This is a genomic window from Echinicola shivajiensis (assembly GCF_018642165.1).
Taxonomy (GTDB): Bacteria; Bacteroidota; Bacteroidia; order Cytophagales; family Cyclobacteriaceae; genus Echinicola; species Echinicola shivajiensis.
Window position 1 is genome coordinate 1,097,850 of the sequence record NZ_JAHHZM010000001.1, and the last position, 15,503, is coordinate 1,113,352.

General features: G+C 39.2%; 12 protein-coding genes and 4 tRNA genes. 5 read left to right on the forward strand and 11 right to left on the reverse strand.

Translation table 11 applies throughout. The features are described from left to right. Positions 1–21 precede the first annotated feature (21 nt). The 3 genes from KMW37_RS04235 (at position 22) to araA (ending at position 4,252) form a co-directional block, all read left to right on the forward strand. Entirely contained in the window at positions 22–735 is a 714-nt protein-coding gene (locus KMW37_RS04235) for an NUDIX hydrolase (protein ID WP_215223323.1), read from the forward strand. A 104-nt stretch (positions 736–839) separates the two neighbouring features. After that, positions 840–2,714: a sodium/sugar symporter gene (locus KMW37_RS04240; RefSeq protein ID WP_215223324.1), complete on the forward strand. Its 1,875-nt coding sequence runs from the start codon at positions 840–842 to the stop codon at positions 2,712–2,714. 35 nt (positions 2,715–2,749) lie between these two features. After that, positions 2,750–4,252 (forward strand): L-arabinose isomerase, encoded by a 1,503-nt coding sequence (araA, locus tag KMW37_RS04245; protein ID WP_215223325.1) that lies wholly within the window; start codon positions 2,750–2,752, stop codon positions 4,250–4,252. Between the two features lie 132 nt (positions 4,253–4,384). Here the strand turns inward: araA and xylA are convergent, their stop codons facing one another. Continuing rightward, positions 4,385–5,698 (reverse strand): xylose isomerase, encoded by a 1,314-nt coding sequence (gene xylA, locus KMW37_RS04250; protein WP_215223326.1) that lies wholly within the window; start codon positions 5,696–5,698, stop codon positions 4,385–4,387. Between the two features lie 118 nt (positions 5,699–5,816). Beyond that, the gene (locus KMW37_RS04255; RefSeq protein WP_215223327.1) at positions 5,817–7,307 is read right to left on the reverse strand and encodes a xylulokinase; all 1,491 of its coding nucleotides are present in this window, start codon (positions 7,305–7,307) and stop codon (positions 5,817–5,819) included. A 204-nt stretch (positions 7,308–7,511) separates the two neighbouring features. Here KMW37_RS04255 and KMW37_RS04260 point away from each other — a divergent pair, with 204 nt between their 5' ends. Beyond that, entirely contained in the window at positions 7,512–8,351 is an 840-nt protein-coding gene (locus KMW37_RS04260; protein WP_215223328.1) for an AraC family transcriptional regulator, read from the forward strand. Between the two features lie 85 nt (positions 8,352–8,436). On the opposite strand, the gene KMW37_RS04265 is transcribed toward KMW37_RS04260, so the two are convergent. From KMW37_RS04265 to KMW37_RS04290, 6 genes are all read right to left on the reverse strand, one after another. Next, positions 8,437–10,080: a sodium/sugar symporter gene (locus KMW37_RS04265; protein ID WP_215223329.1), complete on the reverse strand. Its 1,644-nt coding sequence runs from the start codon at positions 10,078–10,080 to the stop codon at positions 8,437–8,439. Between the two features lie 263 nt (positions 10,081–10,343). Continuing rightward, on the reverse strand, positions 10,344–11,402 hold the full coding sequence (locus tag KMW37_RS04270; protein ID WP_246581323.1) for a M20/M25/M40 family metallo-hydrolase: 1,059 nt from the start codon (positions 11,400–11,402) through the stop codon (positions 10,344–10,346). Between the two features lie 279 nt (positions 11,403–11,681). Beyond that, positions 11,682–11,754: transfer RNA gene (locus KMW37_RS04275), tRNA-Lys, on the reverse strand. Positions 11,755–11,790: 36 nt separating this feature from the next. Further along, positions 11,791–11,864: transfer RNA gene (locus KMW37_RS04280), tRNA-Arg, on the reverse strand. 31 nt (positions 11,865–11,895) lie between these two features. Continuing rightward, positions 11,896–11,970 (reverse strand) — tRNA-Pro (locus KMW37_RS04285). A gap of 107 nt (positions 11,971–12,077) precedes the next feature. Next, a tRNA-Lys gene (locus KMW37_RS04290) sits at positions 12,078–12,150 on the reverse strand. Positions 12,151–12,380: 230 nt separating this feature from the next. Between KMW37_RS04290 and KMW37_RS04295 the strand changes: the two genes are divergently transcribed. Continuing rightward, positions 12,381–13,058, forward strand: a complete 678-nt coding sequence (locus tag KMW37_RS04295) for a hypothetical protein (protein WP_317195549.1) — start codon at positions 12,381–12,383, stop codon at positions 13,056–13,058. Positions 13,059–13,063: 5 nt separating this feature from the next. Here KMW37_RS04295 and KMW37_RS04300 read toward each other — a convergent pair whose 3' ends face one another. The 3 genes from KMW37_RS04300 to KMW37_RS04310 form a co-directional block, all read right to left on the reverse strand. Then, positions 13,064–13,690: an LON peptidase substrate-binding domain-containing protein gene (locus KMW37_RS04300; protein WP_215223331.1), complete on the reverse strand. Its 627-nt coding sequence runs from the start codon at positions 13,688–13,690 to the stop codon at positions 13,064–13,066. A 281-nt stretch (positions 13,691–13,971) separates the two neighbouring features. Next, positions 13,972–14,874: a sugar phosphate isomerase/epimerase family protein gene (locus tag KMW37_RS04305; RefSeq protein WP_215223332.1), complete on the reverse strand. Its 903-nt coding sequence runs from the start codon at positions 14,872–14,874 to the stop codon at positions 13,972–13,974. 61 nt (positions 14,875–14,935) lie between these two features. Next, positions 14,936–15,487 carry a gluconate 2-dehydrogenase subunit 3 family protein gene (locus KMW37_RS04310; RefSeq protein WP_215223333.1) on the reverse strand — a complete coding sequence of 184 codons (552 nt, stop codon included), beginning with the start codon at positions 15,485–15,487 and terminating at the stop codon, positions 14,936–14,938. Positions 15,488–15,503 lie beyond the last annotated feature (16 nt).

Here is a 15,503-nt window from a genome sequence, read left to right on the forward strand (position 1 = left end):
GATCTCGAATCGCAAATTATTATGATGAAATACTCAAATCAAACGAGGATCCTTACGGCTATTGACTGTATTATATTTGGCTTTGATGGATCCGATTATAAGTTACTTTTGATTCAAAGAGGTTTTGCTCCAGAAAAAGAAAAATGGAGTCTTATGGGAGGTTTTTTACAACCGGAAGAATCTTTGGATGGAGCTGCTAATAGAATTCTAAAAAAACTTACTGGTCTAGAAGATGTCTATATGGAACAACTTCACACTTTCAGTAAACCGGACAGGGATCCAGTTGAAAGAACTATAGCAGTCACCTATTTTGCCCTCATCGATATCCAGAAATACCAAAAACAAATCAGTGACGACTTTCATGCCCATTGGTTTTCAATGAATGAATTGCCCGATTTGATTTTCGATCATAATGAAATGGTCGAAATGGCCAAGTCACGACTGAGGTATAAAGCAGCTCTACATCCCATTTTATTTGAGTTACTACCAAAGAAATTCACCTTGCCTCATCTTCAGGCCATGTATGAAAACCTTTATGAGACGAAGATTGATAAGCGCAACTTTACCAGAAAGGTATTGTCCACCCATATGCTGATCAAAGAAAAAGACAAGGATAAAACTAGCTCCAAAAAAGGCGCATTCTTTTATCGAATCGACAGATCTAAGTACAATGATCAATTTCAAACCGTCCTAAATTTCATTCCCAGAAATGAAATGCCGGGTGTTAATGAGTAATTTTTTGCTCATTATTTTTTTTTCTGATTTTTTAGGTGTAAATATGACACTTAAATAGAAATCAATAATAACAAAGTATAACATAAACCCTCAATATCGCTATTATGTCAGTAGGATTTTCTACCCTAGATTATGTTATTTTCATCCTTTACGCCCTGGCCATTGTTTCGGTAGGCCTATGGGTATCCAGATCCAAAAAAGGAATGGAAAAAACAGCTCAAGAATATTTTTTGGCTGATAAATCACTTACTTGGTGGGCAGTTGGTGCCTCCCTTATTGCCGCCAATATTTCTGCAGAGCATTTTATAGGAACCTCAGGTTCAGGTTTTGCTATCGGACTAGGCATAGCCGCTTATGAGTGGATTGCAGCATTGGCCCTGATTTTAGTAGCGAAATACTTTCTTCCGATTTTTTTGGAACATGGTATTTACACCATGCCGCAATTCCTGAGTGAAAGGTTTAATAAGGGAGTAAGCACTGCCTTTGCCGTATTCTGGCTTTTGGTATATGTTTTTGTAAACCTCACCTCTGTAAGCTATTTGGGAGCCTTGGCCCTAGATAAAATAATGGGAGTCCCACTTCAATATGGTATCATAGGACTTTTGGTCTTTTCGGGAATTTACTCCATTTATGGTGGCCTAGAAGCGGTGGCTTGGACGGATGTAGTTCAAGTAATCGTATTGATAGGTGGTGGATTGATCACCACTTTCCTTGCACTGGATGCAGTTGGAATGGGAGATGGAATGATAGCAGGAATGGGTAACCTATACCGTGATGCAAAAGACCATTTCGTTATGATCATGCCCCAAGGCGCCACCATGGTCCCGGACGGAGCCGGAGGAGAAAGGGATGCCTTTCAGGATTTACCCGGGCTAGCTGTTATATTAGGAGGAATGTGGCTAACCAATATTGGTTATTGGGGTTTCAATCAATACATTATCCAGAAAGGCTTGGCAGCAAAAAGTATCCAAGAAGCAAAGAAAGGTTTGATTTTCGCTGGATACCTTAAGATTTTAATGCCAATTATTGTGGTAATTCCAGGGATAGCTGCCTATGTACTTATCCATGATTACAGCCCTGAACAACTTTCTGCATTACTCAATATGCCCATAGAACATATTGGAGAAATCCAGAAATCAGATGAAGCCTACCCTTGGTTATTAAAAAACTTTGTTCCAGATGGTATCCGTGGATTGGCGTTTGCGGCCCTGGCTGCAGCCATTGTTTCCTCCTTGGCCTCTATGATCAACAGTACTTCCACCATTTTCACCATGGATATTTATAGGGTATATTTTAAACCGAATGCCAATAACCATGACATGGTAAAAACAGGTAGAATAGTTGCAGTAATTGCACTACTGATTGCCATGTTTGTAGCTCCACAATTGGCTTCCCTTGACCAAGTATTCCAGTACATTCAAGAATATACCGGATACATTTATCCTGGCGTGGTTGTCGTATTTGGAATGGGTTTATTATGGAGACAGGCAACAGCCAATGCAGCTCTTTGGACGGCAATTGCCACCATACCAGCTGGTATAATATTCAAAGTATTTTATCCAGAAATGCCTTTCCTGCTTCGAATGGGCTATGTATTTATCATCCTTTGTCTAATTGCATCTGTCATCAGTTTTGCGGAAAAGAAAGCTTTTGCTAACCCAGATTTTAAAACAGGAAAAGAAGCCATTAAATCTGTAGCCTCCAGTTATTTCTTTATCTTCTTGGGATTAATCTCAGGTATAGTGGGCTTTGCCATATTTGACAGCTATGAATACCTAGGTATTGAGTCCATATTTATGCTGGCAGCCCTATTTCTTATGGTAGGCATTATCCTTTATACCAATGTCAAAATGGAACATGCGGATAAAAAATCATTCAATATAGACCCAACCTTGTTTAATACCGCGACACCATTCAATGTGGGAGCAGCTGGCATCATCCTAATTGTGTCTCTATTGTACTATTTCTTCTGGATGTAATACTCAAAATATCGAAATCAATAAGTAGCGAATAAATGAAAAATTTAAAAGAAAATGAAGTTTGGTTCCTAACTGGCAGTCAACACCTATATGGTGAAGAAACTTTGCGCCAAGTGGCCGAACATGCCCAAATCATTGCTAATGATTTGGACAAATCCAAAAAAATAGCTGTAAGCGTTATATATAAGCCAGTAGTGAAAACCACTGAAGAAATTTATGCTGTAATCCAAGAAGCCAACCAATCACCAAACTGTATCGGCCTTATCACTTGGATGCACACTTTTTCTCCAGCAAAAATGTGGATCAACGGGCTTAAAATCCTTCAGAAACCCCTGCTTCATCTGCACACGCAATACAATCAGGATATCCCCTGGAATTCCATAGATATGGATTTCATGAACCTCAACCAAAGTGCTCACGGGGACCGTGAGTTTGGGTTTATCACATCCCGTATGAAGGTCAACAGGAAGGTAGTCGTAGGCCATTGGAAAGATAAGGAATTGCACGGAGAAATAGATGTATGGGCTAGAGCTGCAAGTGGTTGGCATGACTGGCAAGGCGCTAAATTCGCACGCTTTGGAGATAATATGCGCTATGTGGCAGTTACCGATGGAGACAAAGTTGAGGCTGAACTTAAGTTTGGATTCTCTGTCAACACCTACGCGGTAGGGGATTTGGTAGAAAAAATTAATGCTGTCAGCGATGCACAAGTAAAAGCATTGATAGAGGAATACGAGGCCACTTATGTCCTATCAGATAATCTAAAAGTGAACGGTGGAAAAAGACAATCCTTATTGGATGCTGCAAAAATAGAAATCGGCATGAGGACTTTCCTTGAGGAAGGAAGCTTCAAAGGCTTTTCCAACACCTTTGAGGATCTACATGGAATGAAACAACTTCCTGGGATCGCCACCCAAAGATTGATGGCAGATGGATATGGTTATGCAGGAGAAGGAGACTGGAAAACTGCAGCCTTGGTTCGTGCCATGAAAGTAATGGGATCAGGATTGGAAGGAGGAAATGCCTTTATGGAGGATTACACCTACCATTTTGACCCAAATAACAGCCTTGTTTTGGGCTCGCACATGCTGGAGGTAGATCCAACCCTAACCAATGACCAACCAAGCTGCGAGGTTCATCCATTGGGTATCGGAGGAAAAGAAGACCCCGTAAGGTTGGTGTTTAATGGAACCGGTGGGGATGGGTTAAATGCTTCCATAGTGGACATGGGAAATAGATTCAGACTTATAGTGAATGAAGTAGAAGCCGTGAAACCTTTAAAAGACCTTCCTAAACTCCCTGTAGCCCGAGTAATGTGGAAGCCAATGCCAGACATGAAAACGGGTTGTGCCGCCTGGATATTAGCAGGAGGAGCTCACCATACTTGCTTCAGTCAAAATCTGACAAGTGAACACCTCAATGATTTTGCTACAATGGCCGGTATAGAAACGGTCAATATTGACAAAGGAACAACCATCAGAGGCATCCAAAATGAATTGAAATGGAGCGATGCTTATTACCAATTCAACAAAAAGTAATAAAACCACCTATTCGAATAATTAAAAAGCGAGTCATGTGGCTCGCTTTTTAATTTATAAAAAAGTCCACAAATAGCTCCAAGACAAAAAATGCCCAGAACTATTTGCGGATTTAATCCCCTGATATATCTTTTAAATATATTGATTCAACAAGTTTTCGTACATCTCCTGTCTTCCGCTAATCAGTTTTGGTTCTCCAGCAGCTACAGCATGAGCACGAAGGTCTTCCAAAGTAAGCTTACCAGATTCAAATTCCTTGCCTTTACCTTCATCAAATGAAGCATATCTCGCTTTCCTCCAAGCCTTATAATCAGAATTTTCAAGGATGTTATCAGCAATCAACAATGCTCTTGCAAAGGCATCCATACTACCTATATGGGCATGGAACAAGTCCTCCAAATCAGTTGAGTTTCTTCTCAATTTGGCATCAAAATTAACTCCACCTCCTTGCAGGCCTCCAGCTTCCAAAATCACCAACAAGGATTCTGTCAGCTCCTGAAGGTTCAAGGCAAACTGGTCGGTATCCCAGCCATTTTGGTAATCCCCTCTGTTAGCATCAATACTCCCTAAAAGACCTGCGTCGGCAGCTACCTGTAATTCATGTTGAAAAGTATGACCAGCCAAGGTAGCATGGTTTACTTCAATATTCAGTTTAAAATCCTTGTCCAAACCATAATGTCTCAGGAAACCAGTTACTGTGGCTGCATCATAATCATATTGGTGTTTGGTTGGCTCCATTGGCTTAGGCTCTATAAGAAAGTTCCCCTTGAATCCCTGCTGACGTCCATAATCCCTTGCCATGGTCAAGAACTGCGCAAGATGCTCAGTCTCTCTCTTCATATCAGTATTAAGAAGAGACATATAACCTTCTCTTCCTCCCCAGAAAACATAATTTTCACCACCTAAGGCAATAGTAGCGTCTATAGCGTTCTTCACCTGAGTAGCTGCCCAAGAAACAACATTAAAATCAGGATTGGTGCTGGCACCATTCATATAGCGAGGATTACTGAATACATTAGCTGTCCCCCAAAGCAATTTAATACCCGTTTCCGCCTGCTTTTGCTTGGCATATTCAGTAATGGCCTTCATTCTGCTCTCATATTCCTCAATCGTAGCACCCTCATCAATAAGGTCCACATCATGAAAACAATAATAAGGAGCTCCAATTTTAGAGATAAATTCAAAGGCGGCATCCATTTTATCCTTTGCTCTTTGAAGTGCATCTGATGACTTATCCCATTCATAGCTCCTTGTACCGGGGCCAAAAGGATCATCACCGGTTGCATTAAAGCTATGCCAATAGGCAATCGCAAACTTAAAATGCTCCTTCATGGTCTTACCGGCCACTACTTTATTCTCATCATAATATTTAAAGGCAAATGGATTTTTAGAATCCTTTCCTTCAAATTTCACTTTATCAACACTAGGGAAATAGATTTTTGACATTATTTTGTTCGTTTATGTTATTTATTTTTTCTATTCAATCAGAATGAAAATGTTTCCTAAATGGTTTTACTGAGTTTTTTAATTCCTAATGGGAAGTATCCCAACAAAAGGCTGCTAATTATTTTACTTTGGCCAAGGATTCCTCCCAATTTTGATAGACTCCTCTATACTCTTCCACCAATTTGGGATGAGGCTCAAATGAGGCTACTTTTTCCAAACCAACAAAGGCATCTTGAGGATGAGCATATATTCCTGCCCCAATTCCCGCTCCCCTAGCTGCTCCTTGAGCTCCATCGGTATCATAAAACTCTAGATTCACTTCGTTCATATTGACAAAAGCCTCTCTGAAAAGTGAGCTGAGGAACATGTTTGCCCTACCTGCTTTCACCGTGTTCAGACTCAGCCCCATATTTTTCATAATATTGAAGCCGAAGGTCAAGGCACTCACAATCCCTTCCTGACCTGCCCGTAACACATGGCGCTTATCATGCTTGAGCAGGTTCAATCCACTCAAATGAGCCCCTACAGATTTGTTCTCCATGATACGCTCAGCACCATTACCAAATGGAATAAAACTCAGGCCTTCCGCCCCCACGGGCACCTCAGAAGCCAAGGAATTCATTTCCTCATAGATAATGGATTCCCCGCCAAGCATCCTTTTCAGCCAACTGTTTAGAATCCCGGTTCCATTGATACACAATAAGACTCCATAATGAGGATTGTTGGCTTCATGATTAACGTGAAGGAAGGTATTCACCCTTGACTTAGGATCATAAACTGGCTGGTCACTCACGCCATAAACCGTACCTGAGGTTCCGGCTGTAGTGGCCAATTCTCCTTTTTCAAGTACATTCAGCGAAAAGGCATTATTAGGCTGGTCTCCCGCTCGGTAAGTAATCGGAATCCCTGCTTCCAAGCCTAGAAGCTCCGAGGCTTGAGTACTAACCTTTCCTGCTTCAGAAAAGGAATCAACAGCTTTTGGCAAGAGATCATTGTCGATACCATAATAATTTAAAAGTTCCTGGCTCAACTGGTTCTTCTTAAAGTCCCAGTAAACCCCTTCTGAGAGTCCTGATTCTGTCGTAAAAATTTCACCACTCAATTTCATGGCGATAAAATCACCAGGCAACATCGCTTTGTGAATTTTTGCATAATTTCCAGGTTCGTTCTCTTTTACCCACTTCAATTTCGAAGCGGTAAAATTACCTGGAGAATTCAACAGATTTGAAAGACAAAACTCGCCTCCCAATTCATCAAATGCTTGATTACCTATTCCTACTGCCCGACTATCACACCAAATAATTGCAGGGCGAATGACCTCTTGGTCCTTGTCCACCAAAACCAATCCATGCATTTGATAGGAAATACCAATCCCTTTAACTTCACCAGTCTTTACCTCCCCTGCATGCAGGACAGATTGGGTGGTACTAACCACATACTTCCACCACATCATTGGATCCTGCTCCGCCCAATCCTTCTGAGGAGAATCAATAGGCATTTCTACTTTGGGTTGTCCTTCTGAAGCGACCACCTTACCAGTATCTGCATCCAATAAGGTAGTTTTTACAGATGAACTACCTATATCATATCCAATCAATAATCTACGCATGAATTATTCTGGGTTACTTTCCTATAATTTATAAAACCAAAGCCATAACAATCATGGCTTTATCTTTCTAATCCAAACAAATTTCGACCAAAAAACAAAGACACACTTACACTATTCAATTAATTTATAATACTCTTTGATCAAAATCATAATCAAAGAGTATCATTTTGTAAATTAGTGGTGACATCCTAAATTGCTTCCCCTATGAAACCAATTGTTCAAAAGCTACCAAAACAAGAATCCAAATCTTTTGTTTCAACCACCTTTAGTACACCGCTATTCGAAACCCCTTGGCACAGACATGTCGAAAATGAAATTCTTTATATAAAAGAAGGCTATGGTACTGCCATCATTGGTGATTTTGTGGGAGAATTCACTGCTGGAGACTTATTTTATATAGGCTCTAATGTTCCGCACTGGTTTAGAAAAGATGAAGAAAAGGTTTTTTGCACAGTAGTGGTTATCCAATTTGACAAAAGCATCTTTGGCAATACATTTTTGAAGATGCCTGAACTAAATAAAATCAACCAGCTAATACATCTAAACCAAGCATTATCTATAGACTATTCTGAACAATCAGAACTTATTGATTTCATTCAAAGATTGGAAAATGCTAAAGGATATGAGCATTTTGGAATTTTGATGAACCTCCTTCATGCTTTCAGTATCCAAACCCAGAACACTATATTAACCAATGGCCATATCAATTCCTTTGACGCAAAAGGCATAATTGATGAAATAATGGAATACACTTTTAAACACTTTCATGAAAATATAAAACTTGAAGAAGTGGCTTCCATTGCCAAAATGAGTGCCTCTAATTTCAGAAGATTTTTCAAATTGAATACAAAAAAATCCTATTCAGGTTTTTTAAAGGAAATCCGAATAGCACATGCCTGCAAACTGTTGAAAGATAAAAATCTTTTCGTTTCCCAAATTTTCCATGAATGTGGTTACAGGAACATCACCAATTTCAACAGGCAATTCAAGGCTGTTAAAGGAATTACTCCTTCTATCTACAGAACGCAAATTTGGCAGTCCTAAAAAAAGACCCGAACGATGCTCAGAAATAACCTTCCTTTAGCACTGTTCGGGTCATATTTTCCATTTAAATATGGCTATTTTTCTCTTACCAGAATACTGTATATAATGCTGCGAGTATTCCGCAAATCAATATTGCACCAATCTTGAACGAAGTACTTGAGGCAAACAATTCCTTATCAACGGTAATAGCTTTTTCACTGTCTTGACCTTTACCTTCGATCAAACTGATGGCAATAATCAATGCAGAAAGCACCAAGAAAACTACTCCCATCCTATCTATAAATGGAAGATTTGGAGTAATAAACTTAAAGGCTGCTGACAATGGGATGGTCAAAACAGCTGCAGTAAGAGCGGCATTTGAAGTGGTTTTCTTCCAAAAGAATCCAAAGATAAAAATGGCAAAAACACCTGGAGACACAAAACCTGTATATTCCTGAATATACTGGAAGGCCTGATCAAGCTGCCTCAATTGTGGAGCTACTATAGCTGCAATAACAAAGGCGACAACGGCAGTGATCCTACCAATAGTTACTTGCTTGGATTCAGAAACACCTTTATTGATAAACTGCTTATAAATATCAATGGTAAAAATCGTAGAGGTACTGTTGGCCATAGAAGCCAAAGAAGAAACGATCGCAGCTGTAAGTGCTGCAAATGCCAAGCCCTTTAGGCCTGGAGGTAATAAATGAAGCAATGTAGGATAGGCTCTATCAGACTTAGCCAAACCAGTAATTGGATCAGTCATGGATTCAATAAAAGTGGTATCCACTCCTTGCTGTACAATTACATAAGCTGCGATCCCTGGAATAACCACAATCAAGGGCATCAATAGTTTCAAGAAACCAGCAAATACCATCCCACTCTGGGCTTCATTTAAGCTTTTTGCAGCCAGCGCCCTCTGAGTAATATACTGGTTACATCCCCAATAATTAAGATTGATAATCCACATTCCTCCAATCAACACACTTAGTCCTGGAAGATCCAAGTAAGCATCCTTGCTTCCGCCTGTCCCATCAGGAATCATCATTTCTCCCTTTTCAATGATCATAGAGAAATGAGAAGGTGCTGCTTTTCTTAGAATGCCAATTCCTTCCCAAACATCACCACTACCAACAATTGACAAGGCCAAATAGGTAGTTGCAAGACCACCTGCCACCAAGAACACCACCTGAACCACATCTGTCCAAGCTACAGCTTTAAGCCCTCCATAGATGGAATAGATCATAGCGAATGCCGCCAGGCCCATAATACCATAATGCAGAGGAACCCCCATAATGGTTTCCAAACTCAAAGCACCAAGATATAGTACTGAAGTAAGGTTTACAAATACATAAATCAACAACCAGAATACGGCCATTACAGTCCTAACGCGTCCATCGTACCTCCTATTGAGGAATTGGGGCATGGTGTAAATTCCTTCCTTCAAATAAATGGGCAGGAAGAAAATAGCTACCACAATAAGGGTTGCTGCAGCCATCCATTCATAAGTGGATATTGCAAGTCCCAGAGCAAAACCGGATCCGGACATACCGATAAACTGCTCTGCAGATATATTGGAAGCAATCAATGAAGCTCCAACAGCCCACCAGGGCAATGCTTTGCTTGCTAAGAAATAATCTTTTGAATCCTTGACGTGGCCTTTCTTTTCCCTGGACACTACTAGGCCCATGGTAATAATTAAAAGACAGTAAGCCACAAAGACGATGAGGTCTAATGTGTTAAAGGTCATTTTAAAATTTAGGTTTAATGGTTTTTATTCGTTTCAAATTGGCACATAAGTTATTCTTTTTTTTGCAAACCATAATCATCAGGATAAAAAGTAAAATTATTTCAGCCTACTTCGAAGGAATTTCAAACAAGTGAAACAACAATATAAACCGCTAATAATCTTACACTTAAACCAAAACACCTCTTATAATTGTACAAAAACAAAAAAACCTAAGCGAATACTCGCATAGGTTTTTAGATTTCTTTTATCAGATTATATATAACCTAATCCTGATTGATAAATTCCAGATGATAATTAGCTTGAGCTACTTTAACAACCGTTCTATAAACATATTCAGCTATTACCTTTTCGCCTGAAATATTAATTAGATCCATGGTGTCTTCAGGCCTGTGGTACTCTGGATGCCCTCCAGTATGTAAACCCATAGCAGAAATACCTGCCCTGTAAAAAGAAACATGATCAGACCCACCAATTTCACCAGCATGAACAATAGGATTCAAGCCAAGCTCCTGCCCCAAATCCTTCATTAAATCAACACCTCCAGGAAAGGTACCAGCTCCACCCATATAAACTTGATTTTCATTATTCAAACGACCTACCATGTCCATATTTATCATCAGTTTCACACTTTCCTTAGGAACGGGTAGATGTTCAACAAAATATTTGGATCCTAACAAGCCCTGTTCCTCCGCTCCAAAAGCCACAAAAATCACACTTCGGCTAAGCATAAACCTATTTCCTGCCATTTTATGCGCGATCTCCAGTAAAGCGGATGTTCCACTCGCGTTATCATCTGCTCCGGGGTGAATCTCATCGCTTTCTGGCTTTTTGGAAGATGGACCGCCATGACCTAAGTGATCATAATGAGCCCCTACAATAATATATTCATCCTTCAAAGTAGGATCAGTCCCTTCCACATATCCTATAACATTCCATGTTTTTACAGGAGACTTGGGAGACTCCCCCTCCTTCACCCGTAGTTTGGCCTCAAATTCCTGAAGGTACTCTCCTTCAAATGCCTTCAAGCCGTATTCCTCAAACTGAGAATTAATATATTTTACAACCCTTTTATTTCCTTTGGTACCAGGATATCTTCCCGCATTTTTAGAGGAAGTAAGAAATTCCAAATGTTCTTTAATCTCACTTTCCGTAATCTTAATATTCTCAACTTGGGCATATCCTATCACGTCTACATAGGTCAAAAAATAAATGCCCAACAATGAGGATAACAATAATTTACTCACTTTACTTATCATTTTGATGTTGGATTTACCTCGAATAAAGGTATTGACTGGCGCAAATGTAGAAAAGTTCTTTTTCATAAAGGGCAAAACTAAGCAGTAATTTATAAGTCCCGAAAGACCTGATCCCACTATCACATGAACAAACTACAAATAGCATAAACATAAACCATTTTTGTAGCAAGTTTTATGCATTTCAATAATCTTGCCAAAAAAATCATATATTAATTACAGCTACTCAAAATCATTACTTAACTCCATAAATATTGCTTTATCCCTTCCTTTTTTATAAACATTATTTAAAATGCGGAGCTAAAAGTCCTTAAATGCAAAAAGCCCGACTCGAAAGTCAGGCTTTTGTGATCCCGCTGGGGCTCGAACCCAGGACCCATACATTAAAAGTGTATTGCTCTACCAGCTGAGCTACGGAATCTTAAGAAATAAGAAGCGGAAATTGTTTTCCGCTTTGTGATCCTGAAAGGACTCGAACCTTTAACCTACTGCTTAGAAGGCAGTTGCTCTATCCAGTTGAGCTACAGGACCCTTCACTTTGAATAAACAAAGTATTGGATAGTCGGGGTGGCAGGATTCGAACCTGCGACCTCCTCGTCCCAAACGAGGCGCGATAACCGGGCTACGCTACACCCCGGGAGTAATAACATTTACTTAGCAAATGCATTCCCGAATTGGAGTTGCAAAGGTAAAACCTTCCGATCAAATTATTCAAAAGAATTCACAATTTTATTTCCAATTTTGTGATCCCGCTGGGGCTCGAACCCAGGACCCATACATTAAAAGTGTATTGCTCTACCAGCTGAGCTACGGAATCATTTTATTATTTCCTTATTATTAGGAATCTCTGATACAATACTTCAAAACCAATCAACTCAAAAACCTTTATTTATTGGCTTAGAAAGTCCTTTTAACTTCCATTTTTTTTATCAATTTCGACTTGCTTTTTGTTATATCTTTGTCGTAATTGGACTGCAAATTTAAGAGACCATTTTGAAAATGCCAAACATCAAACGAAACTTTATTGTAAAATTTTTGATATTTTCAGTGATATTAATACAAAGTATTAATTGTCAAGCAGATACAAAATCACTTTTTTTAGCGGATTCATTATTCAATGCTAAGAGTTATCAAGAAGCTTACAAACACTATGTAGATATCCTAAAAAATGAAGACGCTTATTCCCCTGCAATGCTCTTAAAGATGGCCTATATTTCAGAAGGAATGGGAAAACATGAGGAGACAACCCTGTACCTATCAAAATACTATGACCTCAATCCCAATCCAAAAGTCATCAGTAAAATCAAAGACATTACTGACCAAACAGATCTTAAGGGATATGAAATCTCAGACAAAGCACAATTTTTCAAAATCTTAACTGACTATCAGCAAGAAATTACTGGAACATTCGCACTGCTGCTCATTATCAGTATAATTCTTTCCATCACTTCCAAAAGAACTGGAAAGATCAAATACTACATCCCCAGCATCATCTTTCTTACCCTTGCCTTTGTTAGTAACAACTTCCTAAAAGCACCAGAAACAGGGGTAATTAAAGAAAGCCCAACGATCATTATGGGAGAACCTACGGCTGCTGGAGATCTATTGGCTAAGGTTAATTCAGGCCATAGAGTAGTTATCAAATCATCAACTGACATTTGGTACCAAATTGAGTGGGAAGGAAAAAATGCCTTTGTCAAAAAAAGCAGTATATCAAGACTATAATATTTCTAGAAATCCAGCGGATCGAGGGATTTAAAATGACCATTCATTTTAATTCTCTCTTTCGCTTTTTCTATCTCCCTTATAATAGGAAGTATTTGCTTTAAATGCTTAATCATAAAACTTATTCTGTCAGCTTCTTTTTCGATTAAAAGTAGCTGGTACTCCTCTTCCAATTTCAACCCCACTTTATGCGCATAAGTAAATGAATCTAAACCATTTAACTCTATTTCCTCACCTGTATGCAACAACCGAAGCACCTCTTGTAAATAAAAAACATATTCGTTAAATAGTGCTTCAGAAACAAGATTATCATTCTGTAAAAACTCCACCTCTCCACCAGCATACATCCTATCTTCCAATGGATTTTCGAATGTTTTCAATCTGAAGGGACGTTGACCTATGGTCTTAACATCCATCCTACCATCATCATATTCCTTATAAACCTCCACTAGCCTCACTACAGTACCATGAGTCCTCAGCCTATCTGTATACACACAAACACCGAACTCAAGATTACCTTGCAAACAGTCCTTAACCAGTTGCTTATACCTAGGCTCAAAAATATGCAGATTCAAACTCTCTCCGGGGAAAGCAACAAGCTTTAAAGGGAATAATGGAATTGTAACACTCATCAGTATCTTAATTATCAATACGACTCACTAAAACCTCAGTATTACAAACGTAAATTACCCCCTAAAGATGCTATCATACTGAAGCCTACTTCGCGCATTACCACGTGCTTTGCAAAAAAATAATGATGACCTAAAGCCATATCATACAGGAGAATATGACATAATCATCTCTATCATGCTTTAACCTGAGTATAAACACATTAGTAATGATCCAGTAAAAAAGAAGCAAAAAAAATCCGACCATAAATAATTATGATCGGATTATATTCAAAATTTCTCCATCAGAACACCAATTTATTCATATACATGGCATTTTCTTTTGCTGCTTCCAGTGGAGTAGTACCTTCAAACTTCTCCTGCTCAACGACAAAATATTCCATTCCATTATCTTTGGCTGTTCTTAAAATCTTTCCGAAATCAATGCTACCTGTCCCTAAGACTGTGGAAGCATTACTCTCTCCACTTGCTGCTCCTTTTTCCCTATCTTTCACATGACAAAGACGGAAACGATTTTTATAATTTTTAAAATAAGCTTCTGGATCTACCCCCGCAGTGACAGCCCAATAGATATCCAACTCAAAATCCACCAACTCAGGGTCTGTATAGTCCATCAGTACATCTTGGGGGATTTGACCTTCCATCTCTTCAAAGGTATAACCATGATTATGGTAAGCAAACCTTAGTCCATTCTGCTTGCAGATCTCACCCACTTTATTAAAACGGTCAGCCACCTTTTTCCATTCTTCAATAGATTCCTGCTGGCCAATATATGGGCAAATCAAATGCTTTATACCGATACTTCCAGCTTCCTCAGCAAGTTTTTCGGTATTTTCAAAAACATTGGCGTGGGATGAAATGAAGTTTAGCCCTAGGTCTGAAGTGAAGGACTTGAATTCCGTATTTTTCATTCCCCAGAAAATCCCTTTTCCACCATCATAACCTTCGATTTGATTATAACCAAACCCTGCTATCTTTTTAATGGTTTCTTGGGCATTTTCAGCCATATTCTCTTTCACAGAGTAAAGCTGGACACCAAAGCTATCCAAGGTTCCTTTTACTGCTTCAGATACGGCTTCTTCTAAAACTTCAGACTCCTTTTTTGGAGAAGAGCAAAACTGAAAAGGTAAAAAGGCCCCTGCTGCAAATGCAGCGCCCAACTTAATAAACTTTCTTCTTTCTTTCATTTGGGGTTGGTATAGGTTTAAATTTAAAAAGGGGCAAAATCTTTTACCCCTTATTCAATAATTAAATAGCGTAAGCTTTATCGCCTTTGTTATAGTCAATACATGGTTCCCATTTACCTGGAACCTCTACATAATTCAAAGCCTGCGTAGCACCAATCTCAGAAGTAAAATAGCCCAATACAGTCAAATCCTTGAGCATCTTAAAGTACTTAGGTCCATTTTCGTCATTGGCAGTGGAGTTTAGCTTATTCAAATATTCAGTACGCTCCTCTTGACTGGCTTTCATAAAATCTTTTCCCACTTCTTCCTTGAAGCCAGATCTTAGGGAATTGAGGCCATCAACAAATTCCTTTTGCTGATCTTCCCAATAGGTATCCTTCACCATCATTACCATAAACGCTCCAATACCTGTTGCCTTGGCTCCTGGGGTATCTGTGGTAGGAATAATGGTTTCTCCTATTTCATCTAAAAAGGCGATCTCCTCAGGAGAAAAGTCCAATCCTTCAATTTGCTTTTCTGGTGTACATCCTGTCAGGATGGCATTAGCGCCCACCATGGTTCCTCCCATCATGAGGACGACACTCTTTAATGCATCTCTTCTGTTCATTGCCATAGTCGTGTCTTTTTAG

What these genes read in the sequence shown, in the direction of transcription:
- KMW37_RS04235 (WP_215223323.1), top strand. Translation starts at nt 22, where the DNA reads ATGATGAAATACTCAAATCAAACGAGGATCCTTACGGCTATTGACTGT.
- KMW37_RS04240 (WP_215223324.1), top strand. Translation starts at nt 840, where the DNA reads ATGTCAGTAGGATTTTCTACCCTAGATTATGTTATTTTCATCCTTTAC.
- araA (WP_215223325.1), top strand. Translation starts at nt 2,750, where the DNA reads ATGAAAAATTTAAAAGAAAATGAAGTTTGGTTCCTAACTGGCAGTCAA.
- xylA (WP_215223326.1), bottom strand. Translation starts at nt 5,698, where the DNA reads ATGTCAAAAATCTATTTCCCTAGTGTTGATAAAGTGAAATTTGAAGGA.
- KMW37_RS04255 (WP_215223327.1), bottom strand. Translation starts at nt 7,307, where the DNA reads ATGCGTAGATTATTGATTGGATATGATATAGGTAGTTCATCTGTAAAA.
- KMW37_RS04260 (WP_215223328.1), top strand. Translation starts at nt 7,512, where the DNA reads ATGAAACCAATTGTTCAAAAGCTACCAAAACAAGAATCCAAATCTTTT.
- KMW37_RS04265 (WP_215223329.1), bottom strand. Translation starts at nt 10,080, where the DNA reads ATGACCTTTAACACATTAGACCTCATCGTCTTTGTGGCTTACTGTCTT.
- KMW37_RS04270 (WP_246581323.1), bottom strand. Translation starts at nt 11,402, where the DNA reads ATGAAAAAGAACTTTTCTACATTTGCGCCAGTCAATACCTTTATTCGA.
- KMW37_RS04300 (WP_215223331.1), bottom strand. Translation starts at nt 13,690, where the DNA reads ATGAGTGTTACAATTCCATTATTCCCTTTAAAGCTTGTTGCTTTCCCC.
- KMW37_RS04305 (WP_215223332.1), bottom strand. Translation starts at nt 14,874, where the DNA reads ATGAAAGAAAGAAGAAAGTTTATTAAGTTGGGCGCTGCATTTGCAGCA.
- KMW37_RS04310 (WP_215223333.1), bottom strand. Translation starts at nt 15,487, where the DNA reads ATGGCAATGAACAGAAGAGATGCATTAAAGAGTGTCGTCCTCATGATG.